Genomic DNA, 23,617 nt, shown 5'->3' with positions numbered 1-23,617 from the left:
GGTGGAGCAAGGCAGCAGGGCGGAACGGCCGCCGGGGGCGGAGGCATTCGCCTCCGCCCCCGGTCAGGGGTCGTGCCGGGTTGTCAGTCCTCGGCCGGGGTGTCGGACTCCGTCGCGTCCTCCAGGGCCCTCAGAGCCGGGTCCATGATCACGTCCTCGTCACGGGCCTCGATGGTCGGGTCCTCCGGGAAGTGGCAGGCCGTGAGGTGGCCGGTCAGGTTGCCGGAGATCTGGACCAGCGGGGGCTCGTCCGTGGCGCACTTGTCCTGCGCCTTCCAGCAGCGGGTGCGGAAGCGGCAGCCGGACGGCGGGAGGATCGGCGAGGGGACGTCTCCGGAGAGGCGGATCCGCTCGCGGCTGGCGCCCGTGCCGTCGATGTCGACCTCGGGCACCGCGGAGAGCAGGGCGTGCGTGTACGGGTGCCGGGGCCGGTTGTAGATCGACTCCCGGTCGCCCACCTCGACGATCTTGCCGAGGTACATGACCGCGACCCGCTGCGAGAAGTGCCGTACCACCGCAAGGTCGTGCGCGATGAACAGGAACGCGATGCCCAGCTCGTCCTGGACCTTCTTGAGCAGGTTCACGACCTGCGCCTGGATCGACACGTCCAGTGCGGAGACCGGCTCGTCCGCCACGATCAGCTTGGGCTGCAGGGCCAGCGCCCGGGCCACGCCGATGCGCTGACGCTGGCCGCCGGAGAACTCGTGCGGGAAGCGGTTGTAGTGCTCGGGGTTGAGGCCGACCAGCTCCAGGAGTTCGCGGACCCGCGTCTCCCGGCCGCCCTCCGGCTCGATCCCGTTGACCTCCATCGGCGACTTGATGATCGTGCCGACGGTCTGCCGCGGGTTCAGCGAGGAGTACGGGTCCTGGAAGATCATCTGGATCTCGGACCGCACCGGCGCCAGCTGACGGCGCGAGGCGTGCGTGATGTCCTGACCGGAGTAGGTGATCTTGCCGGCCGTCGGCTCCAGGAGCCGCGTGATCAGCCGGCCGGTCGTCGACTTGCCGCAGCCGGACTCGCCGACCAGGCCGACGCTCTCGCCGACGCCGACCGTCAGGTCGACCCCGTCGACCGCCTGGACGGCGCCGACTTTCCGTTTGATCGGGAAGCCGCCGTAGATCGGGAAGTGCTTCGTCAGGCCCTCGACCTTGAGGAGTTCTTCGGTCGAGGTACCGGTGGAACCCTGCTGGGTGGGGAGGGTGAGGTTGTCGCTCATGTCTCGGGATCTCCCTAGCGCAGCCGGGGCTGGATCTTGTCGATGAAGATGGACTGCTTCTGCTCGGCCGTCAGATGGCACGCGGAGGCGCGCCCCTCGCCCAGCGTCGGACGGGAGTCGGTGCACAGCGTGCCCGGCACCTCGTCCTTGAAGGCGCACCGCGGGTGGAACGGGCAGCCGGAGGGCGGGTTGAGCAGCGAGGGCGGCGAGCCGGGGATCGGCTCCAGCGCCTCGTTGATGTCACCGTCCAGGCGGGGCATGGAGCTCAGCAGGCCCCAGGTGTAGGGGTGCTTGGGCGCGCCCAGGACCTCCCGGACGGAGCCGCGCTCCACGGCCCGGCCCGCGTACATCACCAGCAGGTCGTCGGCCATGTTCGAGATGACGCCGAGGTCGTGCGTGATGAAGATGATCGCGGAGCCGAACTCCTGCTGGAGGTCCTTGAGCAGGTCCAGGATCTGGGCCTGCACGGTGACATCCAGCGCGGTGGTGGGCTCGTCGGCGATCAGCAGGTCGGGGTCGCACATCAGCGCCATGGCGATCATCGCGCGCTGGCGCATACCGCCGGAGAACTGGTGCGGGTAGTCGTCGTAGCGCTGCTTGGGCTGGGGGATGCCGACCTTCTCCAGCAACTGGACGGCACGGTCCTTGGCCTCCTTCTTGGAGGCGCCCCGGTGCTTCATGAACGGCTCGGCCAGCTGACGGCCCACCGTGTAGAACGGCGACAGCGCGGTCAGCGGGTCCTGGAAGATCATCGCCATCTTGTTGCCGCGGAGCTGCTCCAGCTCCCGCTCCGTGGCCGTGACCAGCTCCTTGCCGTCGAGGACGATCTCGCCGTCGACGGAGCTGGTGCGGGGGTTGTGCAGGCCCAGGATCGTCAGGTTGGTGACGGACTTCCCGGAGCCGGACTCGCCGACGATGCCCAGAGTCTTGCCGCGCTCGACGTCGAAGGAGAGGCCGTCGACCGCCTTGACGATGCCGTCCTCGGTGGAGAACTGCACCTTCAGATCACGCACCGAGAGGAAGCTCTCCGGACCGGTCGGGGCCGGCGCGTCCTCGGTCTTGGTCAGTGTGGTCACGGTGGTTCGTTCTTCCTAGGAGAGCCGGACGCGCGGGTCGATGTAGGCGTACGCGATGTCGGTGAGCATGTTGACGATCAGGATGAAGAAGGCACCGAACAGCATGACACCCATGGTGAGCGGCAGGTCCTTGTGGACCGCGCCGTCCACGGCGAGACGGCCGATCCCCTGGAGCGAGAAGGTCAGCTCGGTGACCACGGCGCCGCCGAGCATCGAGCTGATGTCGATGCCGAGGACCGTGACGATCGGGATCATCGAACCGCGCCAGGCGTAGCGGAAGAACACGTACTTGTTCGACATGCCCTTGGCGCGGGCGGTGCGGACGTGCTCCTCCGCGAGCTGTTCGATCATCGAGGAGCGCGCCATACGCGTGTACTGCGCGGTGAAGATGGTCGCCATCACCAGCGTGGGCAGCAGCAAGCCGGTGAACCACTTCCAGGGGTCCTGGGTGATCGGGTGGTACTGCGGGTTGTCCATCCAGCCGGTGCTGTAGACGAAGATCAGCAGGACGATCGGTCCGAGCACGTAGATCTGGAACGAACTGAGCACCATGGACACGCCGGTGGCGACCCTGTCGATCAGCGTGCCGCGCTTGTACGCGGAGATCATGCCGGCGCCGACACCCACGATGACGAAGACGATCGCACCGCCCGCGGTGAGCGTGAGGGTCGTCGGGAAGCGGTCCATGATCGTCGACCAGACCATGTCGCCCGAGTAGAACGACTGACCGAGGCAGGGCGCGCTGCAGTGCCCGGTCGGGTAGTCGCGGCCCATCACGATTCCGGACATGAAGTCCCAGAACTGCTGATGGATGGGCAGGTTGAGGCCGAGTGCCTGGCGGATGTCCTCCAGTCTCGCGGGCGAGCAGTCCTTGCCACAGGCCAGGGAGGCGTAGTCGGAGGGCGCGGCGACGAACAGGAAGAACGTGGCGGCGCCGATGAGGAAGAGGGTGACCAGGGCACCGACTGTGCGCCGGATGATGAACTGAAACATGGCGGGAGGGCTGCTCTCTGCGGAGACGGTGGAAGGTTTCACGGAGGTGCGGGGGCGCGCTCCGCCTGGTGCGCGCCCCCGCGATCAGCCGTAGAGAGTTACGACTTCACGTACAGACGGGTGATGTCGATGAGGCTGGACACCGAGCCGTAGCGGGCACCGCCGATGTTCGACCCGGAGAGCTGGAACTGCTTGGTGTACCAGAGCGGAGCAGCCGGGAGGACCTTCTCCAGCAGGTAGTGCTGGGCTTCCTTCCAGGTCTTGGCGGCCGCGGTCGGGTCCTCGGAGAGGGCCTGCTTGATCAGCGCGTCGACCTTGGGGTCCTTGACGTGGGAGTAGTTCGAGGAGCCGTCGGCGACCTGGGTACCGTCGTAGATGGGCGTGATCACCGTGCCCGCCGACGGCCAGTCCTGGCCCCAGCCCGAGATGTACAGGTCGTACGGGTTGTTGAGCTTGCCGATCTGCTCGTAGTAGCTCGCGGAGTCGACCTCCTTGGACACCACGTCGAAGCCGACCTTGGTCAGGGCGTCCTCGATGGCGACCTTGCGCTTCTGGCCGGCCTCGCTGTTGGAGTAGGCGAAGACGACCTTCTTCTCGGCCGCCGGAACGCCCTTGAGGATCTCCTTGGCCTTCGCGATGTTGCCCTGCGGCGTCTTCAGACGGCCGTACGGGTCGTAGCTCGCCTCGTAGCCCGGCAGGGTCGGGGCGAAGTAGTTCGGCGCCACGTCGCCGCCGTACGCGCCACCCTCACCGGCGATGAGCGACTTGGAGTTGACCGCGTACGTGATGGCCTGGCGGACCTTCAGGTCCTTCACGCGGGTCAGGTTGAACGTCAGCTGCATGACGTAGGGCTGGTAGCCCTTGACCGTGCGCTTGCTGACGGCCGGGTTGCCGATGACGTCCTGGATCTGCGTGGCCTCGACGCCGCCGGTGAGCTGGATGGCGCTCTTGTCCTCACCCTGGTCGGCGATCAGACGCTTGGTCTGGGTCGACTCGGTGACGCCGAACTGGAAGTCGAAGCTGTTCGCGTACTGGTGACGGACCGAGTCGGTCTTCGGGTCCCAGTTGGTGTTCTTCGTGAGAACGAGTTCCTTGCCGACCTTGTTCGAGGCGATCTTGTACGGGCCGGTGGCGACCGGGGCCTTGTCGTACGCCGCCTTCGTGTCCGTCTTCGCCGGGACGATGGCGTAACCGGCCATGGCCAGGGTCTGCGGCAGGTCAGGACGCGCGGTGTCGAAGTGGAAGACGACCGTCTTGCCGTCCGGGGTGTCCAGGACCGAGGACGGCAGGTGCTTCTTGCCGAAGCCGCCGTCCGGGAGCGCCTTGCGGTACTCCGCGCCGCTCAGCCAGGTCTGCAGGTAGGTCGGGCCGTCGAAGATGAAGCTCGCGTACTGACGCTCGACGGTGTGGCGCACGTCGGCGGACGTGATCGCGTTGCCGTTCTGGTCCTTGATGCCGTCCTTCAGCGTGAAGGTCCAGGTCTTGCCGCCGTCCGAGGACTTGCCCGAGTCGGTCGCGAGGTCACCGACGACCGAGACGCCGCCCTTGCCGTCCTCCTTGAACTGGGTCAGGCGACGGAAGAGCAGGTTGGCGACCTGACCGGCGTCGGAGACGTAGATCTGGCCCGGGTCCAGGTGCGAGAGGCCCGCCTCCTGGTAGACGTTGATCGTGCCGCCGGCCTTGGCGCCCGTGACGTCCTCGGCAGGACCCGTCGACCCCGCGGCGTCGGCGTAGGTGACCGCCTTCGACTGGACCGAGGCTTCGCTCTGGTCCTTCTTCGAGTCGGTACCGGAGCCGCCGCCCTCGTTCTTGGAGCAGGCCGTGAGAGCCAGGGAACCGGCTGCAAGGGCGACGATTACGGCGCGCGCTCTGCGCGAGCTGATGGGCTTCATTTGGCGAATACCTACCTGTCGGTTGTTATCCATGAGTACTGCCTGACGCGGCTGGTAGGCCGACGCGGGGGCGGCAGTCACCCCCCACCAATGGACGAGTTACCGCCCGGACTTGGGGTCGAAAGCGTCCCGGACCGAGTCTCCGAGGAGGTTGAAGGCCAGAACGAAGATCACCAGCGCCAGGCCGGGGAAGAAGAGGAACGCCGGGTCCTGCTCGGTGTACTTGGCAGCGGCGGCGAACAGTCGTCCCCAGTCCGGGGTCGGCTCGACGAAACCGACTCCGGCGAAGGAGAGGAAGGCGATGGTGAGGATGGTGCTGGGCAGGGAGTACGTGAACTGCACCAGGATCGGCGTCACCACGTTCGGCAGGATCTCCTTGCGGACGATCCGCGCCGGGGAGGCGCCGGAGACCTTGGCGGCCTCGACGAACTCCCTCTCACGCAGGGACAGCACGGTGGAGCGGACCAGGCGCGCCATACCCATCCAGCCCAGCAGCCACAGCACGATCAGCATCGCCAGTGCGCGGAAGTACGTGGGGGTGTCCTCCTGCGGGTCGACGAAGAACGCGGTGACCACGGGCATGAAGGCGATGAAGAACAGCTGCTGGGGGAAGGACAGGAAGAAGTCGGTGACCCGGCCGATCCAGTAGTCGGTACGACCACCGAAATACCCGCCGATCAGACCGATGATCACGCCCGTGACCATCAGCAGGACCGTCACACCGAGTGCCATGAACAGCGATGTCCGCATGCCGTACATGAGCATGGCGAACAAGTCACGGCCGAGCTGCGGCTCCACACCGAACCAGTGGTCTCCCGAGACGCCGCCGAAGTAACCCAGGGGCAGACCGAACTGGTCCAGGATGGGCTTGTCCGCGTAGGTCGGGTCCTGCCCGTACAGCGTGTACGGGTCGGTCCCGCTCAGCTTGGTCAGCAGCGGCGCGAGCAGCGCGACGACGAAGTACAAAATCACTACCACGGCGCAGATGACACCGGTACGGTCACGCTTGAAGCGCTGCCACATCAGCTGGCCGGGAGAACGACCCTCGAGCTTCTGCTCGGCCTTGACAGGCTCGGCGTCCGTCTCGAGCTCGGGGTCCAAGGCGACTGGACTGGTCATGTGTGTACTTCCCCCGGGGGGTTGGAGAGCTGTGCGCAGCACAGATACCGGCAGGTTCTGTGGTTTGGGGGAACTGTCGCCAAAGTGTTCAACGCGCGTCAAGGGCGGAAGACATAGGGATCTCCCTACTGGCGATATTTTGAGGAAAAATTGCAAAGATTGACACCTGGTCGCGCTTGACACGCGAGACGCCAGACCGGCAAAACGGGCATACCGGAAGGGATTTCCGTTCACATGTCCGAAACACGACGGACGGATTACCGATTACCGGACGGTCACACATAGGTCACGGACAGGCTTCTGTGGGCAGGCCGAATGCCCGGTTCCTCAGATGCCGAAGAACCGGGCGGGCCGACTGTCGTCGGCGGTGGGATCAGCCGTGCTTGGCGCGGCTCGCGGCGCGGGCGCGCTCGCGGCCGTCCAGCTTCACCTTACGGATGCGTACCGCCTCCGGAGTCACCTCGACGCACTCGTCGTCGCGGCAGAACTCCAGGGACTGCTCCAGGGAGAGCTTGCGCGGCGGCACGATCGCCTCGAACGAGTCGGCGGCGGCCGAGCGCATGTTGGTGAGCTTCTTCTCCTTGGTGATGTTCACGTCCATGTCGTCGGAGCGCGAGTTCTCGCCGACGATCATGCCCTCGTACACCTCGGTGCCGGGGTCGGTGAACAGCACGCCGCGCTCCTGCAGGTTCGTCATCGCGAAGGCGGTGACGGCGCCGGAGCGGTCGGCGACCAGCGAGCCGTTGTTACGGGTCGACAGCACGCCGAACCAGGGCTCGTGCCCCTCGTGGATGGAGTGGGCGATGCCCGTGCCGCGCGTGCCGGTCAGGAACTCCGTACGGAAGCCGATGAGACCGCGGGACGGGACGACGAACTCCAGGCGGACCCAGCCCGAGCCGTGGTTGGACATGTTGTCCATCCGGCCCTTGCGGACGCCCATGAGCTGCGTGACCGCGCCCATGTGCTCCTCGGGCACGTCGATCGTCATGCGCTCGACCGGCTCGTAGACCTTGCCGTCGACCTCCTTGGTGACGACCTGGGGCTTGCCGATGGTCAGCTCGAAGCCCTCGCGGCGCATCTGCTCGACCAGGATGGCGAGCGCGAGCTCACCACGGCCCTGGACCTCCCAGGCGTCGGGACGCTCGGTGTCCATGACGCGCAGCGAGACGTTACCGATGAGCTCGCGGTCGAGGCGGTCCTTGACCTGGCGGGCGGTGACCTTGCGGTCCTTGACCACGGCCTTGTTGTCCGCGCCCTTGCCGGTGGCACCGCGGCCGACCATCGGCGAGGTGTTGGTGCCGATGGTCATGGAGATCGCGGGCTCGTCGACCGTGATCAGCGGCAGCGGGATCGGGTTCTCGGGGTCGGCGAGGGTCTCGCCGATCATGATGTCCGGGATACCGGCGACGGCACAGATGTCACCGGGGCCGGCCATCTCGGCAGGCTTGCGGGTGAGCGCCTCGGTCATCAGCAGCTCTGTGATGCGGACGTTGGCCATCGTGCCGTCGCGCTTGATCCACGTGACGCTCTGGCCCTTGCGGAGTTCGCCCTCCTCGACGCGGAGCAGCGCGATACGGCCGAGGAAGTTGTCCGCGTCCAGGTTGGTGACGTGCGCCTGGAGCGGGGCCGCCTCGTCGTACTGCGGGGCCGGGACGTGCGACAGGATCGTGGAGAAGAACGGCTCCAGGCTGTCGCTGTCGGCCGGGACCGTGCCGTTCTCCGGCTTGGTCAGCGACGCGACACCGGCACGCGCACACGCGTAGACGATCGGGAACTCGATCTGCTCCTCGTCGGCGTCCAGGTCGAGGAAGAGGTCGTAGGTCTCGTTGACGACCTCGTCGATACGGGAGTCGGGCCGGTCCGTCTTGTTGATGCACAGGATGACGGGCAGCCGCTGCTGGAGCGCCTTGCGCAGCACGAAGCGGGTCTGCGGCAGCGGGCCCTCGGAGGCGTCGACGAGCAGCACCACCGCGTCCACCATCGACAGGCCGCGCTCGACCTCACCACCGAAGTCGGCGTGGCCGGGGGTGTCGATGATGTTGATGGTGATGACATCGCTGCCATCCTTGGGGTGGTACTTGACCGCGGTGTTCTTGGCCAGGATCGTGATGCCCTTCTCACGCTCCAGGTCGTTCGAGTCCATCATTCGGTCGTCGAGCGACTCGGCGGCGTGCGCTGCGAAGGCACCGGCCTGCTTCAGCATGGCGTCGACGAGGGTCGTCTTGCCGTGGTCGACGTGGGCGACGATGGCGACGTTGCGGATGTCGTGGCGCGTGGCCATGAAGGCGTACTCCTGGAGTGTGAGGAAGGCCGACGCGTACTTCTGTGTTACGCGGACCCTGCCGGGCTGAACACGCCACGGCCTTACCCCATCGTACGTTGCCCGTGCACCCGGGGCTCGCCGGGCTCAGTCCCCCGCGGGCCCGGCAGGGGCCTTGGCGCCCTTCTTCAGGAAGCCCATGTCCTCGTAGACCGGCGTCTGGAACCCGAAGGCACCGGCGTTCACCAGGTCCTTCTTCGCAGCCGTCAGCTGGGGCCGCTGGTACAGCGGGATGGATCCGGCGGCGGCCCAGATCCGGGAGTCGGCCTTGCGGATCAGGCCCCGGCTCTCCCCCTCGTCCAGCGTGGTGAGGGCCTGGTCGAAGAGCTGGTCCACCTGGTCGGTACCGACCCGGGTGTAGTTCTGCTCCACGTTCAGGGACCCGTCGGCGGCCGGCACCGGCTTGGCGAAGATCGGCCGGGCGTCGGTGGCGGGGAAGGCGGACGCGGGCCAGGAGTACAGCGCGAGGTCGTACTGCCCGGACGCGATGTGGTCCTTGAAGTAGCTCTCGTCGGACACCTTGGAGATCTCGGTCCGGATGCCGATCTTCTCCAGCATCGAGGAGATCCGCCCGGCCACGGTCCGCAGCGTCTCCGACCCCGGCCCCGACGGCAGCACGAACCGCAGGGTGAGCGCCTTGCCGCCCTTGGCCAGCACCTTCGCCGCCGCACCCGCCGGAGCGGGCGTGCCCTTGGGTGCGTACGCCCCCGCCGGCGCCCCGCCATGCTTCAGCTCGCCGGCGTACTGCTTGCCGTCCTGCGCGAGGCGCCGGGAGCCGCCGTCGCTCTTCTTCGCGTGGTCCTTGGGGTCCTTGTCGTCGCTCTTGTCGTCCTCCCCGACGATGTACGTCCCGTCCCCGTCTTCGGAGTCCTTGCCGGCCTTGGATTCCTTCTTGGCCTTCTTGGCCTTCTTGCCCTTGGCGCCGGCTGCCTTGTCCGCCTTCTTCTTCTCCACCGGCCCTCCGGGCACCCAGCCGGCGTCGGCCAGGAGCGCCGATGCCTCCTTGGTGTCCTGGCCGCCGAGGGCGCCGCTGTTGTCGGCGTAGGCGTCCTGGCCGGAGAGCGCGAGGTGACTGCCGACGGGTACGGCGGGCAGTCCGAGCGGGGTGAGGACGACGCCGGCCAGTGCCTTGCGGTCGAGGGCACGGGCCACGGCCCGGCGGACCCGCTCGTCGGTGAGCGGGCCCGAGGCGCCGTTGAGGGCGAGCTGAGTGTAGGCGGGCTCCAGCGACCTGCGGACCTCGAAGCCCTTCAGGGCCGTCTGCTCACGCTCGTACGCGGCGACCGTCCTGCGCTCCTTCTCACGGGCGCTGATCTCGTCGTCGGCGGCCTCTTCGTCGTCCCCGTGGGCGACGGCCCAGGAGTGCAGCGCGTCGGAGGCGCCGAGGTTGCTGCCGGGGCCGTGGGCCGGGAGACCGCCCGGACCGGCGAGCGGGGTGCTGCCTGCCTTGGCGCCGGCGCGCCCGGCGAGGCTGATGCGTCCGAGGGCCTCCGGGTCGATCTCGGCGAGGTCGATCTCGCCGGCGGCCAGCGCGGCGGCCCGCTTGTCGCGCGGCACGGCGTGCAGCACGATCTCGTCCAGCTTGGCGGGGTGGCCCCACCAGCGCGGGCTGCGGGTGAGGACGATCTCGTCGCCCTTGCGGTCGACCTTCTTCACCTTGAAGGGACCGGCGGTGACCTTGAGCTTCTTGCGGGCGGAGTCGTTGAAGGAGTCCGGGGTGCCCATGACGTCCTTCGGGTACAGCGGCGAGAACAGCGAGCGCCAGTCGGCGTACGGCCGCGCGAAGGTGACCCGGACCTCCAGGTCGTTGGCGCCGCGCTGGATCTTCTCGATGCGCTCGTAGCCGGCGTTGCGGGCCGTCCAGTACGCGGAGTCCTTGCCGGACAGGGCGCGCCACTGGGCGGCGAAGTCGGCGGCGCCGATCTCCCGGCCGTCGCTCCACACGGCCTGCTGGTTCAGTTTGTACAGCACGACCTGCTTCGGCTCGGTCTCCACGACCTTCGCCGACTCCAGGTAGTCCAGGTCGGCCTGCGGCCGTCCGTCGGCGTCGAGCCGGTACATCGACGGCAGGACCGCCTGGGCGACGGTGGTGGTGGTCGCGTCCGCGTCCGACTGGAACGTGTTGAGGGTCTCCGGCACCGCGTCCGCGGCCCAGTGCAGGGTGCCTCCGTCGGCGACCAGGTCGCGGGGGGCGGGTGCGATGTCCTGCTCCGCGAGTGGCTTGCTCGCCCTCTCCTCGGTACTGCACCCGGCGAGCGCGGGTACCGCGAGCGCACCCGCGGTGAGGAAGGCGACCGAGCGCATGACCGCGCGCAGTCCGACGGCGTGGTGGGACATGCCGGTTACCTCCGTGGGTGCACCGCCTGGTTTTGATCACGTTTGGCGGTATATGGAGTTGATCAGATGTATGCCGACACTGAAGAGGAAAGGGTTCGGCAGCAGTGGGCGACACGGCGCGGGAGGCAGGAAACCCCACCCGGCCGGCCCAATATTTTTCAGCCCGTCCGGCGTTTGAGGACGAGGCCCTTCGGGCGGAAGGGGGGTCTGGGGGCGCACCCCCACGGGACGCGCGCCCCGGCTCACCCACACGCATCCGCCCACCGCCGGAGGCAATCCGTGCACACCCCTTCCACGCGGCAGGTGTGACGCGCAACACTCGCAGGCGCATGACCGTTCCTGCCCAGGGCCACCGCGCCCGCGGAAGTGAGGTCACGTCATGTCCGTGAACGACGAACTGACATCGGCTCAGCGTTCGCTCGACGAAGTGCTCCGGCACGTCAAGCGCCTGGAGCAGCAGTTGGGCAGCGGTGGGCTGGAGATGCGCCGCGTCCGGATGGACGCCGACCGGCTGCGCGAAAGCCTCGCGCTGCTCAAGGAGACCGACCCGGAGCTCGCCAAAGCGCGGCGCCCCGACCTGGTCTCCATCTCGGACACCCCGTACGACAACAGCCTGTGGACGGACTCGGACGACGAGGGTCTGGGGGCCCGCGACCGTCGAGCCCCCTGAACCCGACCGGAGTCAAGAGTTGGCCACTGGTACGGAACCTCCCGACACCGAATCCCATACCGTGCGCGGCGGCGTGAGAACCGGCACGCGCGCCGCGATCGACGCCCCGCACCTGCGCACCGACCGCTGGTGGCTGGCGCCGGCGGCCACGGCTGCCGGGCTGCTCGCCTTCATCGTGTACTCGACCTGGCGGGCCTTCGCCGACACGGACTACTACGCGGCCCCGTATGTCTCGCCGTTCTACTCCCCCTGTCTCGCCGAGCGCTGCGAGACCATGCGCCACGGCCCCAACTGGGACCTCCTGGGCGGCTGGTGGGGCATCTCGCCCGCGATCATCATCCTGATCTTCCCGCTCGGCTTCCGGCTGACCTGCTACTACTACCGCAAGGCCTACTACCGGGGCTTCTGGGCGTCCCCGCCGGCCTGCGCGGTGGCCGAGCCGCACAAGAAGTACACCGGTGAGACCCGCTTCCCGCTGGTCCTGCAGAACATCCACCGGTACTTCTTCTACGCGGCGATCCTGGTCGCCTGCATCCTGACCTACGACACCGTGCTGTCCTTCAGGAACGAGCACTACGAGTGGGGCCACATGGGCCTCGGCAGCCTCGTGTTCCTGGTCAACATCGCGCTGATCTGGGCGTACACCCTCTCCTGCCACTCCTGCCGGCACATCGTCGGCGGCAAGCTCAAGCACTTCTCCAAACACCCCGCTCGCTACCGGGCCTGGCAGTTCGTCGGGAAGCTGAACGCCCGTCACATGCAGCTGGCCTGGGCGTCGCTGGTGAGCGTGGCGCTCGCCGACTTCTATGTGTTCCTGGTCGCCTCCGGCGCTTTCGACGATCCGAGGTTTTTCTGATGTCCGTGGTCGACCGGCAGGAATGGGACGTCGTCGTGGTCGGCGCCGGGGGTGCCGGTCTCCGCGCCGCCATCGAGGCCCGTGAGCGCGGTGCCCGCACCGCCGTGATCTGCAAGTCGCTGTTCGGCAAGGCGCACACCGTGATGGCCGAGGGCGGCATCGCGGCCAGCATGGGCAACGTCAACTCGAACGACAGCTGGCAGGTCCACTTCCGCGACACCATGCGCGGCGGCAAGTTCCTCAACCAGTGGCGGATGGCGGAACTGCACGCCCAGGAGGCCCCGGACCGGGTCTGGGAACTGGAGACCTGGGGCGCCCTGTTCGACCGTACGAAGGACGGCCGGATCTCCCAGCGCAACTTCGGCGGCCACGAGTACCCGCGCCTCGCCCACGTCGGCGACCGCACCGGCCTCGAACTGATCCGCACGCTCCAGCAGAAGATCGTGTCCCTGCAGCAGGAGGACCATCGCGAGACCGGGGAGTACGAGTCGCGGCTGAAGGTGTACCAGGAGTGCACGGTCACCCGGGTCCTCAAAGACGGTTCGCGGGTCTCCGGTGTCTTCGCCTACGACCGTGAGACCGGCCGTTTCCTCGTCCTCGAAGCGCCTGCCGTGGTCATCGCCACCGGTGGCATCGGCAAGTCCTTCAAGGTGACGTCGAACTCGTGGGAGTACACCGGCGACGGGCACGCGCTGGCGCTGCTCGCGGGCGCACCCCTGCTGAACATGGAGTTCGTGCAGTTCCACCCGACCGGCATGATCTGGCCGCCGTCGGTCAAGGGCCTCCTCGTCACCGAGTCGGTGCGCGGCGACGGCGGGGTGCTGCGCAACTCCGAGGGCAAGCGGTTCATGTTCGACTACGTCCCCGACGTCTTCAAGGAGAAGTACGCCGAGTCGGAGGAGGAGGGCGACCGCTGGTACGAGGACCAGGCCAACAACCGCCGCCCACCCGAGCTGCTCCCCCGTGACGAGGTGGCGCGGGCCATCAACTCCGAGGTGAAGGCGGGCCGGGGCTCCCCGCACGGCGGGGTCTTCCTGGACGTGTCCACGCGCATGCCCGCCGAGGTCATCCGGCGCCGGCTGCCGTCCATGTACCACCAGTTCAAGGAGCTGGCGGACGTCGACATCACGGCCGAGCCGATGGAGGTCGGGCCGACCTGTCACTACGTGATGGGCGGTGTCGCGGTCGACTCCGACACGGCGGCGGCACGCGGGGTGCCGGGGCTGTTCGCGGCCGGTGAGGTCGCGGGCGGCATGCACGGCTCGAACCGTCTCGGCGGCAACTCCCTGTCCGACCTGCTGGTGTTCGGACGCCGGGCGGGTCTGCACGCGGCCGAGTACGCGACCGGGCTCGCGGCGGAGCGCCCGCCGGTGGACGAGGGCCAGATCGACGCGGCGGCGGCCGAAGCGCTGCGGCCGTTCTCGGCGGAGGGCACGGAACCCGCCGCGGGGCCCGCGGAGAACCCGTACACCCTGCACCAGGAACTCCAGCAGGCCATGAACGACCTGGTCGGCATCATCCGCCGCCAGGGCGAGATGGAGCAGGCCCTGGAGAAGCTCGCGGATCTGCGGGTACGGGCCCGGCGGGCCGGGGTCGAGGGGCACCGGCAGTTCAACCCGGGCTGGCACCTCTCCCTGGACCTCAGGAACATGCTGCTGGTCAGCGAGTGCGTGGCGCGGGCCGCGCTGGAGCGCACGGAGTCACGCGGCGGCCACACCCGCGAGGACCATCCGGTGATGGACCGCACATGGCGCCGCGTCAACCTGCTGTGCCAACTCGTCGACCCGACCGGCGGGTTGGCGGCCACGGACCCGGTCCGCGGCCAGATCGACCTCACCCGTGAGACCACCGACCCCATCCGCGCCGACCTGCTCGCCCTCTTCGACAAGGAGGAGCTGGTCAAGTACCTCGCCGAAGAGGAGCTGTACGAATGAGCGGCTACACGGCCCACTTCAAGGTGTGGCGGGGTGATGTGAAGGGCGGTGACCTGGAGGACTTCGAGGTCGAGGTGAACGAGGGTGAGGTCGTCCTCGACATCGTCCACCGTCTCCAGGCCACCCAGGCACCCGATCTCGCCGTCCGCTGGAACTGCAAGGCGGGCAAGTGCGGTTCGTGCTCGGCGGAGATCAACGGGCGGCCCCGGCTGCTGTGCATGACCCGGATGTCGGTGTTCACCCAGGAGGAGACGATCACCGTCACTCCGCTGCGGGCCTTTCCGGTCGTCCGGGACCTGGTCACGAACGTCGGCTTCAACTACCAGAAGGCACGCGAGGTCCCGGCGTTCGTGCCGCCCTCCGATCTCGGCCCCGGCGAGTACCGGATGATGCAGGAGGACGTGGACCGCTCGCAGGAGTTCCGCAAGTGCATCGAGTGCTTCCTGTGCCAGGACACCTGCCATGTCGTCCGTGACCACGAGGAGAACAAGCCGGCGTTCGCGGGCCCGCGCTTCCTGATGCGGGTGGCGGAGTTGGACATGCACCCGCTGGACGCCGCCCAGGAGTCCGGCCTGGACCGCAAGAAGACGGCCCAGGACGAACACGGCCTCGGCTACTGCAACATCACCAAGTGCTGCACGGAGGTCTGCCCCGAGGGCATCAAGATCACGGACAACGCGCTGATCCCCCTGAAGGAACGGGCCGTCGACCGCAAGTACGACCCGCTGGTGTGGCTGGGGTCGAAGATCAGGAGGAGGCCTTCGTAGCGTCCCCGGGAGCGCGGCCGTGGCGCTGGGACCGGTGCTGGATCAGGAGGCCTGCCACGAACAGGATCCAGTCGGCCCGATCCACGTACGCGGACGGAAGGTGCCGGGTCCCGTTTATGGGGCCCAAGAGGGTCCACACCATTCCTCCGGCCGCGCTGACCAGCGTTCCGTAACCCCACAGCCTCGGCCGCAGGATCCTAAACCGGAGCCACGGCAGGACCCAGCCCGTCGCGATCCCCGCGACACCGCACACCGCGATCCCCGTCGTGGCGAGCAGGAGGATCCCCGTGCTTATCATGTCCACGTCCACACCGGTCATCGTGGCACAAGCTCCAGCACCCTGACCAGGTTGTTCTCCGCGATCTCCCGCATCCGCTCCGGGTTCGGAAAGGTCACAGTGGGCACCTCGGGGCGCAGATGGTTCTCTAGCGCACCCAGTCCTCCTCGTACGCCCTCCAGTCCCCCTCCGTCGCCGCGAAGTCGACGTACAGCGCGACGCCGAAGTTCGGGCGGTCCGCGTCCGTGCGGGAGAGCCCGAGGCGGACGCCCCGGACGGCGGCGGGGACGGTCTCGGCGAATCCCCAGTGGTCGAAGTTGCTCTCCCGGTAGAAGGGCAGGCCCATCAGCAGGTCGGTGGAGTTCGGGGTGACCTCCAGGGCCAGCGAGGTCTGCTGGGCGACATAGCCGCCGTACAGGCTCTCCAACGGCAGAGCCGTGTCGTACGACATCACCGCGATCTGGTCGACCCGGCGCGCGACCTGGCCGAAGTACGCCTGCGACCACCACTTGGGGTGCTCGGTGAAGGTGCCCGCGACGGAGTGCAGGGCGGGCAGCGGGTCGATCTGGTGGGCGGCGACGGAGAGGGGCACGTTGCGGGCCCGGGTGACCTGGCGGAGGGAGTCGAGAAGGTCCAGGTAGTTCTCGTCTCCGGAGTGCAGGGGCTCCAGGTCGAAATGGGCGCCGTCGAATCCGGCGGCGAGGATCTGGCGGGTGGACCGGACGACGGCGGCACGGGTGTCCGCGTCCGCGAGGTGCAGACCGTCGGGGCTCTCGGTGGCGAGCTTGTCGCCGAGCCAGGCCTGGACCCGGATGCCGGGGGCCGCCTTGTGCACGGCGCCGATGAGCCAACGCGCCCTCGGGTACGCCGATTCGGGCAGCGTCCCGTTGTGCTCCAGGGGTCCCGCGTGGACGTACAGGTCCCTGATGCCGGTGTCCCGGAGGCGGCGGGCGAAGGCGGTGACGTCGGCGTCGGTCTTGCGGCCGTCCACCCAGGCGTGGCCGAGCCAGATCGCGTCCTTGCCGCGGGTGCGGGTGCCGTCGGCGAGATCGCCGGCGTAGTTGAGGCGGAGGGCGGCGGCGACGGCGAGAAGGGGGAGCAGGACGGCGAGGACGAGTCCGAGGGCGGTCCTGCGGATCCACCGGCGGCGTCTCGGCCTCGGCTCCGGTATGTCCTCCGCGCCCTCGTCGGCCTGTGTGTTCTGCCCGTCCGTCATCAGCTCCCCGTCCCCTGTGCCGTACCCGCCCGCCCCGCCCCGCTCGCGCCCCCGCATTTCGGCCCATACGCTCCGAAACGTGACGTCATCCTTGGTACGGGGCCGGCCGCGGCGGAGCCGCTCGCACATATCCGTGCGGGTGGCGCATGCCCTGCTGGGCGTGGTGGCAGCGGTCGTGTGGCTGGTGTTGCCGTGGATGACGATCAATGACGACGCTCCGGTTGCGAGCGCCCGTACGAGTGCCGCGGCGCCCCAGGAGGCCGACTCCTCCTCCGCCGACCTCGTCCTGCCGGGTGCCGTGCTCGTCGTGGTGGCGGCCCTCGCCGCCTACGGCTCCCTGCGCCGGATCCGCCGCACCCGCAGCCGTACGACACCGGCCGCCCCCGGCACGACCCACGTCGGCGCGTACGCCTCCCCCGCGGTCCCTCCCCCGTCGGCCGACCTCGACGACCGCTCCCGGGCCGCGCTCGTCGACGCCGACAACCGCCTGCGCGGCCTCCGCGAGGAACTCCCTTTCGCCGAGGCCGGGTTCGGCTCCGAGGCGGTGGCCCCGTTCGCCCACGCGGCCGAGGCGGCTTCGGCCGAGCTGTCGACCGCCTGCGCGATCCGGCGGCGGTACGACGAGGGCGTGCCGGAGGAGGAGACGGCCCGTGCACATGCCCTCGCCGGAGTCGTGGGGCGCTGCGAGGAGGCCGCACGGCTGCTGACCGGAGAGGCGGCGAACCTGCGCACGCTGCGGGCGCTGGACCGGGACCCCGCCGAGGCCCTGACGACCGCCGAGACCCGCTTCCGTGAACTGACCGCCCGCACGGCGGAGGTCGAGACCCCTGACATGGGTGACTCCGTCACCGGGTACGTCGAGCTGGCCAAGGACAGCCTGGTCACCGCCACCGTCGACCTCAACCGGACCCACCAGGCCGGCGCCTCCGACCAGGCGGACGAGGCGGAGCACCACCTTCGGGCGGCGGAGACCGCGATCTCCCGGGCGGACGTGCTGGTGACGGCCGTGACCCGGCTGGAGGCGGCGCGCGCCGAGGCCACCGGGCTGATCCCACCCGCGCTCACCGGCGCCGAGGCGGAGCTGGCCCCCTTCCGCGACGGCACCGCGCACGGGGGCGGAGCCCACGCCCGGCTCCCGCACGCCGACACGGTCCTGGCCGCCGTACGACAGGAACTGACCTCCGCACGCCCCTACGACCCGCTCGGCGTGCTGCGCCGGATCGTGCGGGCGACCGCGCCCTTCGCGGACGGCCCCTCCGGAGTGCTCGGGGCCGCCGCGCTGCTGGTCGCCCGGGAGTCCGTGGCCGCGGCGGACGACTACGTCACCGTCCACCGTGAGGCGGTCGGTGCCGCACCCCGCGTCCTGCTGTCGGCGGCGCGCCGGCTGCTCGCCGACGATCTCCCGCGGGCGGACGCCCTGGCCGACGAGGCGCGCGACCTCGCCGAACGGGACGTACGTCTGCGCGGGCACCCCGCCTAGAACAGGCTGAGCAACGCCTCCGCCGGGTCCACCATGCCGTTCTCCCCGTCCGGCAAGGGCAGTTCGAACCACACCGTCTTGCCGCGCGGTGTACGGCGGGAGCCCCAGGCCGCGCTGAGGAGGCCGACGAGTTGCAGGCCCCGGCCGCCCTCGTCCGTGTCGCGGGCGCGGCGGCGGCGCGGCTGGACGAGGCCCGAGTCCCAGACCTCGCAGACCAGGGTGCGGTCGAGGAGCAGCCGGAGTCTGATCTCGCCCTCGCCGTAGCGCAGGGCGTTGGTGACCAGTTCGCTCACCAGGAGTTCGGTGGTGTCGACCAGGGGTTCCAGGCCCCAGCTGAGGAGCTGGCGGCGGGCGTACTCGCGGGCCCGGCCGACGCTGCGCGGCTCGCGCGGCAGCGTCCAGTCACCGACGGATCCGGCGGGCAGACCTTGCACACGGGCCATCAGCAGGGCGATGTCGTCCTCGCCGTGGTGGGTGTCGAGGGTGTTGAGGACGTGGTCGCAGACGTCCTCAAGGGGCGCGGAGGGATCGGTCAGCGCGCCCACGAACGCCTGCAGTCCTTCGTCGAGGGGGTGATCGCGGCTTTCGACCAGTCCATCCGTGTAGAGCGCGAGCAGAGCGCCTTCGGGTAGTTCGACCTCGACCTCCTCGAAGGGCTCACCGCCGACGCCGAGCGGCATGCCGGGCGGCACGTCGAGCATCAGCGCGTCCTCGCCGGGTTCGACCAGGACGGGCGGGAGGTGGCCCGCGTTGGCGAAGGTGCAGCGGCGGGTCACGGAGTCGTAGACGGCGTAGACGCAGGTCGCGAGGTACACCTCCAGGAGGTCCGCCTCGCGGGGGCGGCGGGCCGCGCGGGTGGCCTGCTGGACCCCGCCGGGGGCGCCGAGACCGCGGGCGATCTCGTCCAACGCGCTGAGCACTTCGGCCGGTTCGAGGTCCAGGAGGGCCAGGGTGCGGACGGCCGAGCGCAGTTCGCCCATGGCCACGGCCGCGCGCAGACCGCGGCCCATCACGTCCCCGACGACCAGCGCCGTGCGGTGACCCGGCAGTTCGATGACGTCGAACCAGTCGCCGCCGACCTCGCTGGGCCGGTCCGCGGAGGAGTTGCCGGGCAGATAGCGGCAGGCGATGTCCAGGCCGGCGGCCACCGGGTCGCCGGGCGGCAGCAGGGACCGCTGGAGCATCAGGGCCCGTTCGTGCTCCCGCCGGTACAGGCGCGCGTTGTCGATACAGACGGCCGCCCGCGCCGCGAGTTCCACAGCGAGATCACGGTCCCGGTCCCCGAACGGCTCGCTGCCCTTCGTCCGGGCGAACTGCGCGAGTCCTACGACGGTGTCGTGGGCGACCATCGGCACGGCGAGCGTGGACTGGACGAGGCCGCCCTCCTCGGCGGGGATGTACTGCGGGCGTGCGGTGCGCAGGGCGTCCGCGCAGGGCGAGTTGAAGGGGTAGTGGTGGACCGCGCCGACCGCGACGGGGTCGCCGGAGCCGGTGAACGGGGCGTCGGAGACCGCGCTGGCGAAGGCGACCCGGCGCAGTTCCGCGCTGCCGTCGGCGAGGCCGGGCGGGGTCTCGTCGCCGGCCAGGAGTCCCTGGTAGAGGTCGACGGTGGCCAGGTCGCAGAAGCCGGGAACGACGACGTCGAGGAGTTCGCGAGCCGTGGTCTCCAGGTCGAGGGAGTTGCCTATGCGGGCGCCGGCCTCGTTGAGGAGAGCCAGGTTGCGCCGGGCGGAGGCGGCCTCGCGGGCGGCGGCGCGGCGGGCGGTGATGTCGGTTCCCAGCCAGGCGATGCCGATGGGCCGGCCGGAGCCGCTGTGCACGCGGTAGAGGTTGATCGACCAGTGGCGGCGCTCGTCGGAACCCGGCAGGAAGCCGGTGACGTGCATGTCCGTGATGGAGTCACCGGTCTCCAGGACGCGGCGCAGGGTCGCGGTGACCCGCTCGGCCTCGGGACGGGGCAGGTAGTCGTGGACGCCCTTGCCGCGGTGGTCGTCCGGAGAGCCGCCGAAGAGGGAGGCGAACCGCTGGTTGGCGCGGCGGACCCGCAGGTCGGGGTCGATGAGCAGGAAACCGAAAGGAGATTGTCCGAAAATCGCCTGCGAGGCGGCCAGGTCGGTCTCGATGCTGCGCAGCGTGCGCACGTCGACGACGATGCAGACGGCGGCCTTCTCGCCCTCCTCGGTCCGGGTCGGCATGACGTAGACCTCGGCGAGACCCTCGCGGCCGGGCTCTCCGTCGGCCGTGCCGGGGGCGCGGAAGGGAACCACGCCGGTCCACTCTCGGCCGTCCAGGATCTCGGCCATCTTGCGCTGGCCCTGCTCGTGCAGGTCCGGGTCGATGAACGCCTCGATGGGGTCCATGCCGACGGCGCGGCTCGCGGCGATGCCGAAGAGCTGCTCCGCGCGCAGGCTCCACTGGTCGACGTGGCCGTCCGGGCCTATGGAGAAGGACGCGACCTTGATGTAGTCGTAGATCGAACCGGGCGGGCTGCTCTGCCACATGGCATCGCCGAAGGGCGCCTCGTCGGGGCGGACATACGCCCCGGCATCATCCACGGCCTCCACCCTCGCGCCGCCCGACGGGTCTTTCGACTCCGTGGCCTTCGCTGGTATCTCGCTCACGCGAACCGTCCCCTCCAGCTCACCGCGTCCGGTACCGGTCACCGGGGGCGGCTGCCCGCAGTATCCAGCACTACGGCGCCGCACAACACGGTGTTCACGATCACAGCACGATCCCGACGGTTTTCGGTCCGGGCTGCGACAACACTTCCAGTCTTCTAACCAGCGGACACCACGTCGAATCACGTCTGCCGACAACTGCCACAGGCCTGAACCAGCCGCTGGACAGGGGACGGGGTGTCGTACAGGCGTTCTCCATCGCAACCAGGTTCCCTTCGGTGCGCCCTGTCAGTCACGGCACCGCGAGTTCGAACCACACCGTCTTGCCCGTCACGCCGGGCCGGGTGCCCCAGCGGCGGGCGGCATGGGCGACCAGTTGCAGTCCGCGGCCACTCTCGTCCTCGGGCCGGGCGACACGTTCGCGGGGCGGGTCGGGGAGCGGGTCGGAGACCTCCACGAGGAGGACTCCGTCGGCTCTGCCCGGACGGACCAGACGGACGCCGATGGGGCCGGTGGCATGCCGCAGGGAGTTGGTCACCAGCTCACTGACCAACAGGGCGGCGATGTCGGCGAGGCCGTCGAGACCCCATTCGCGCAGCCTTCCGCGGACCGCCGCACGGGCGGCGCGCACGGCGCCGGGGTCCGCGGGAAAGATCCACTCGACGCAGTCGCCTTCGGTGTCGATCACGCCGATCACATCCCGGGCCAGCCCATGTCCGCTTTCGTGGGGTTAATTGGCACATACCCGATATCAGGGTCGCGGTACCGTGCCGAATGGCTTAAGCCGGAACCGCGTGCTCCACGGGTGGGGGGTGGCGCGGGCGCGGACTCGGGGGTCCACCGCGGGACGGGTGCGGGCGGGACACCTACCGCCCTGGAACACGTACTGCCCGGGGACACCTACCGCCGGGGCGCCGCGGGACGGGTGCGGGCTCGGGGATCCACCGCAAGGCAGTTACGGGCTCGATGGTCCATCGCAGGGCGGGTGCCGACGGGGCGCCTGCCGTCCCGGGACGGGTACAGGCTCAGGGTCCGCCGCAGGACAGGTGCGGGAGGGACGCCCATCGTCCCGAGGTGCCGCGGATCGGGCGCGGGCCCGGTGCGGCCGCAGTCGCGCCTCTACTGAAGCCCCGCACCCCTGGAGACCTCGCGCACCGCCGGCACGTCCTGGTCGAGCCAGTTCACGTCCCAGATCTCATCCGGCGTCAGCCAGCGCAGTTCGTCGTGGTCCTGCAGGGGCTTGGGGTCCGGGGAGGCCGGGAGGAGACGGGCCGTCCAGGCCTGGAGGACGTACGGAGATCTCAGGGGCCATTCGCCCGGGACGCGGTCCATGACCTGCGCCTGCACACCCAGTTCCTCGCGGAGCTCACGCGCGAGTGCCGCTTCCGGCGTCTCGCCCTCCTCCACCTTGCCGCCCGGCAGCTCCCAGCGGCCGGCGAGTTCGGGAGGTGCGCTGCGGCGGGCTGCGAGGAGGCGGTCGCCGTCGTACAGGGCGGCCGCCGCCACCACGATCCGTTCCGTCATGCGCCGGAGCCTACGGGAGCTGCGCGCTCCCGGCGGGGTGGGCTCAGTCGGCGGAACTCGAGCCGTTCGCGCCGACACGCTCGACCCAGTAGAGCTGCCTGTGGCCGCGCGAATCCAGGCTGTCCGCGATCTTCTGGGCCTCCGGCCTGGTCGCGTACCTGCCCACGCGGTAGCGATTGCCGTTGTCGTCCTGTCGTATGACGAGCCAGGGAAGCGTGATCGTGCCGTCGTTCATAGCGCCCCACCGCTCCTTCCCGACCTGCGTCGAGCCCCGCCCGATAAGGAAACCGCAATCCGCATATGCCCGAGCCTACGCCCAACCTTTACTCAGCGAACACGCGTTTTCACAAAGAGGTACGCAACCAGCCAGGACGGACTCCCGGGCCGGGGGCGCGCGGTGATGAACACGCCCCCGGTGGAGGGTGATGACTTCGGTCAGCGGCGGCCCGGGAACGGCTGTGCCGAGCTGCGAGAACGGCCGGATTCGAACGACGTTCGCCTGCGGGCCGGTTGGGTGTTCGCCCGGGGCAACTTCCCCGGGGCGCGCGCTACTTCACCGGAAGGTGGTACGCGACCTGGTAGCGGTCCGCCGGAATGACCACGTCGGCCGTCTCCACCGGGCGGCCCGACGCGTAGTAGGTGCGGTGCACCACGAGGACGACATGGCCGGGCACACCGCCCAGCGCGAGCAGTTCCTCGGCCAGGCCGGGGCGGGCGCCGACCTCCTCGGTGACGTTGTCCACGACGACATCGATGGCGGCCATGCGCTCGACGACGCCCATGCCGCCCAGGGGGCCCTCCTCGGGGAGCATCACGGGGGTGCGCCCGGTGACCGCGAGGGGTTCCCAGGAGGTGGAGAGCATGATCGGCTCGCCGGCCTCCCGGAAGACGTACTTCGTGCACATGACGCGGTCGCCGGGCCGCAGGCCGAGCCGCTCGGCGACGGCGACGGAGGCCTCGGCCTGCGCGCTGCTGGACTCCCAGGTACCGCGCCCCTCCCCGTCGGCCTGCTCCTGCCGGAAGGGGGTGGCGCCGGAGGCCGGGCGGTAGCCGGAGCGGGCGATCCGGCGGGGCACGGGCTGCTCGCGGACGTACGTCCCGGAGCCGGACCGGCCCTCGACCAGCCCCTCCGCCATCAGCACCTTGCGTGCCTCCAGCGCGACGGTGTCCGAGACGCCGTACTCCTCGCGGATCCTCGCCTGGGACGGCAGGCGGGTGTGTGGCGGCAGCGAACCGTCGGTGATCTTCTGGCGGAGATCACCCGCGACACGCAGGTACGCCGGCTGCTCACCGAATGTCACTGGCCGCTCCCATCAGGTTG

19 protein-coding genes are annotated in these 23,617 nt (G+C 69.6%); 5 read left to right on the top strand and 14 right to left on the bottom strand.

Going from position 1 to position 23,617, the window contains the following annotated elements; all coding sequences use genetic code 11:
- Positions 1 to 83: 83 nt before the first annotated feature.
- The 7 genes from OHT57_RS32570 to OHT57_RS32540 all read right to left on the bottom strand — a co-directional run bounded on the left by OHT57_RS32570 (position 84) and on the right by OHT57_RS32540 (position 10,954).
- Positions 84 to 1,217, bottom strand: a complete 1,134-nt coding sequence (locus tag OHT57_RS32570; RefSeq protein WP_328750290.1) for an ABC transporter ATP-binding protein — start codon at positions 1,215 to 1,217, stop codon at positions 84 to 86.
- A 14-nt stretch (positions 1,218 to 1,231) separates the two neighbouring features.
- Positions 1,232 to 2,293, bottom strand: a complete 1,062-nt coding sequence (locus OHT57_RS32565) for an ABC transporter ATP-binding protein (protein ID WP_328750289.1) — start codon at positions 2,291 to 2,293, stop codon at positions 1,232 to 1,234.
- A gap of 15 nt (positions 2,294 to 2,308) precedes the next feature.
- Entirely contained in the window at positions 2,309 to 3,286 is a 978-nt protein-coding gene (locus OHT57_RS32560; RefSeq protein ID WP_328750288.1) for an ABC transporter permease, read from the bottom strand.
- A gap of 98 nt (positions 3,287 to 3,384) precedes the next feature.
- Positions 3,385 to 5,178, bottom strand: a complete 1,794-nt coding sequence (locus OHT57_RS32555; protein WP_328750287.1) for an ABC transporter substrate-binding protein — start codon at positions 5,176 to 5,178, stop codon at positions 3,385 to 3,387.
- Positions 5,179 to 5,277: 99 nt separating this feature from the next.
- A complete protein-coding gene (locus OHT57_RS32550; protein WP_328750286.1) occupies positions 5,278 to 6,297 on the bottom strand; it encodes an ABC transporter permease in 1,020 nt (339 codons plus the stop codon).
- Positions 6,298 to 6,670: 373 nt separating this feature from the next.
- The gene (gene typA / locus OHT57_RS32545) at positions 6,671 to 8,578 is read right to left on the bottom strand and encodes a translational GTPase TypA (protein ID WP_328750285.1); all 1,908 of its coding nucleotides are present in this window, start codon (positions 8,576 to 8,578) and stop codon (positions 6,671 to 6,673) included.
- 126 nt (positions 8,579 to 8,704) lie between these two features.
- Positions 8,705 to 10,954 (bottom strand): ABC transporter family substrate-binding protein, encoded by a 2,250-nt coding sequence (locus OHT57_RS32540; RefSeq protein ID WP_328750284.1) that lies wholly within the window; start codon positions 10,952 to 10,954, stop codon positions 8,705 to 8,707.
- A gap of 379 nt (positions 10,955 to 11,333) precedes the next feature.
- Here OHT57_RS32540 and OHT57_RS32535 point away from each other — a divergent pair, with 379 nt between their 5' ends.
- Genes OHT57_RS32535 through OHT57_RS32520 form a run of 4 tightly spaced genes read left to right on the top strand, consistent with a single transcriptional unit; the run spans position 11,334 to position 15,181 of the window.
- The gene (locus OHT57_RS32535) at positions 11,334 to 11,624 is read left to right on the top strand and encodes a hypothetical protein (protein WP_328750282.1); all 291 of its coding nucleotides are present in this window, start codon (positions 11,334 to 11,336) and stop codon (positions 11,622 to 11,624) included.
- Between the two features lie 19 nt (positions 11,625 to 11,643).
- Entirely contained in the window at positions 11,644 to 12,480 is an 837-nt protein-coding gene (locus OHT57_RS32530) for a hypothetical protein (protein WP_328750281.1), read from the top strand.
- Complete coding sequence (locus OHT57_RS32525; protein ID WP_328750280.1) at positions 12,480 to 14,414, top strand: fumarate reductase/succinate dehydrogenase flavoprotein subunit; 1,935 nt, start codon at positions 12,480 to 12,482, stop codon at positions 14,412 to 14,414. The genes OHT57_RS32530 and OHT57_RS32525 overlap by 1 nt, the downstream gene beginning before the upstream one ends.
- The gene (locus OHT57_RS32520; protein ID WP_328750278.1) at positions 14,411 to 15,181 is read left to right on the top strand and encodes a succinate dehydrogenase/fumarate reductase iron-sulfur subunit; all 771 of its coding nucleotides are present in this window, start codon (positions 14,411 to 14,413) and stop codon (positions 15,179 to 15,181) included. The genes OHT57_RS32525 and OHT57_RS32520 overlap by 4 nt, the downstream gene beginning before the upstream one ends.
- On the opposite strand, the gene OHT57_RS32515 is transcribed toward OHT57_RS32520, so the two are convergent.
- Positions 15,162 to 15,500 carry a hypothetical protein gene (locus OHT57_RS32515; protein ID WP_328750277.1) on the bottom strand — a complete coding sequence of 113 codons (339 nt, stop codon included), beginning with the start codon at positions 15,498 to 15,500 and terminating at the stop codon, positions 15,162 to 15,164. The two genes, OHT57_RS32520 and OHT57_RS32515, sit on opposite strands and share 20 nt — an antisense overlap.
- Positions 15,501 to 15,606: 106 nt before the next feature.
- Positions 15,607 to 16,674: a glycosyl hydrolase family 18 protein gene (locus OHT57_RS32510; protein WP_328750276.1), complete on the bottom strand. Its 1,068-nt coding sequence runs from the start codon at positions 16,672 to 16,674 to the stop codon at positions 15,607 to 15,609.
- A 79-nt stretch (positions 16,675 to 16,753) separates the two neighbouring features.
- On the opposite strand from OHT57_RS32510, the gene OHT57_RS32505 reads away from it, so the two are divergent.
- Entirely contained in the window at positions 16,754 to 18,154 is a 1,401-nt protein-coding gene (locus OHT57_RS32505; RefSeq protein ID WP_328750275.1) for a hypothetical protein, read from the top strand.
- Here OHT57_RS32505 and OHT57_RS32500 read toward each other — a convergent pair.
- The 5 genes from OHT57_RS32500 to OHT57_RS32480 form a co-directional block, all read right to left on the bottom strand.
- Complete coding sequence (locus OHT57_RS32500; protein WP_328750274.1) at positions 18,151 to 20,775, bottom strand: SpoIIE family protein phosphatase; 2,625 nt, start codon at positions 20,773 to 20,775, stop codon at positions 18,151 to 18,153. The genes OHT57_RS32505 and OHT57_RS32500 overlap by 4 nt on opposite strands.
- Positions 20,776 to 21,064: 289 nt before the next feature.
- Positions 21,065 to 21,469, bottom strand: a complete 405-nt coding sequence (locus OHT57_RS32495; protein ID WP_328750273.1) for an ATP-binding protein — start codon at positions 21,467 to 21,469, stop codon at positions 21,065 to 21,067.
- 422 nt (positions 21,470 to 21,891) lie between these two features.
- Positions 21,892 to 22,296 (bottom strand): (deoxy)nucleoside triphosphate pyrophosphohydrolase, encoded by a 405-nt coding sequence (locus OHT57_RS32490; protein ID WP_328750272.1) that lies wholly within the window; start codon positions 22,294 to 22,296, stop codon positions 21,892 to 21,894.
- Between the two features lie 43 nt (positions 22,297 to 22,339).
- Positions 22,340 to 22,531, bottom strand: a complete 192-nt coding sequence (locus OHT57_RS32485; protein WP_328750271.1) for an SPOR domain-containing protein — start codon at positions 22,529 to 22,531, stop codon at positions 22,340 to 22,342.
- Positions 22,532 to 22,844: 313 nt separating this feature from the next.
- On the bottom strand, positions 22,845 to 23,597 hold the full coding sequence (locus tag OHT57_RS32480; protein WP_328750270.1) for a GntR family transcriptional regulator: 753 nt from the start codon (positions 23,595 to 23,597) through the stop codon (positions 22,845 to 22,847).
- Positions 23,598 to 23,617 lie beyond the last annotated feature (20 nt).

The organism is Streptomyces sp. NBC_00285 (assembly GCF_036174265.1).
Classification (GTDB): Bacteria; Actinomycetota; Actinomycetes; order Streptomycetales; family Streptomycetaceae; genus Streptomyces.
The sequence above is the reverse complement of the archived record's forward strand: the minus strand, read 5'-3'. Positions and strand labels throughout refer to the sequence as shown.

Coding starts and splice junctions, on each gene's coding strand:
- OHT57_RS32560 (WP_328750288.1), bottom strand. CDS start 3,286: ATGTTTCAGTTCATCATCCGGCGCACAGTCGGTGCCCTGGTCACCCTC.
- OHT57_RS32540 (WP_328750284.1), bottom strand. CDS start 10,954: ATGTCCCACCACGCCGTCGGACTGCGCGCGGTCATGCGCTCGGTCGCC.
- typA (WP_328750285.1), bottom strand. CDS start 8,578: ATGGCCACGCGCCACGACATCCGCAACGTCGCCATCGTCGCCCACGTC.
- OHT57_RS32525 (WP_328750280.1), top strand. CDS start 12,480: ATGTCCGTGGTCGACCGGCAGGAATGGGACGTCGTCGTGGTCGGCGCC.
- OHT57_RS32520 (WP_328750278.1), top strand. CDS start 14,411: ATGAGCGGCTACACGGCCCACTTCAAGGTGTGGCGGGGTGATGTGAAG.
- OHT57_RS32555 (WP_328750287.1), bottom strand. CDS start 5,178: ATGAAGCCCATCAGCTCGCGCAGAGCGCGCGCCGTAATCGTCGCCCTT.
- OHT57_RS32550 (WP_328750286.1), bottom strand. CDS start 6,297: ATGACCAGTCCAGTCGCCTTGGACCCCGAGCTCGAGACGGACGCCGAG.
- OHT57_RS32510 (WP_328750276.1), bottom strand. CDS start 16,674: ATGACGGACGGGCAGAACACACAGGCCGACGAGGGCGCGGAGGACATA.
- OHT57_RS32490 (WP_328750272.1), bottom strand. CDS start 22,296: ATGACGGAACGGATCGTGGTGGCGGCGGCCGCCCTGTACGACGGCGAC.
- OHT57_RS32485 (WP_328750271.1), bottom strand. CDS start 22,531: ATGAACGACGGCACGATCACGCTTCCCTGGCTCGTCATACGACAGGAC.
- OHT57_RS32535 (WP_328750282.1), top strand. CDS start 11,334: ATGTCCGTGAACGACGAACTGACATCGGCTCAGCGTTCGCTCGACGAA.
- OHT57_RS32570 (WP_328750290.1), bottom strand. CDS start 1,217: ATGAGCGACAACCTCACCCTCCCCACCCAGCAGGGTTCCACCGGTACC.
- OHT57_RS32515 (WP_328750277.1), bottom strand. CDS start 15,500: ATGACCGGTGTGGACGTGGACATGATAAGCACGGGGATCCTCCTGCTC.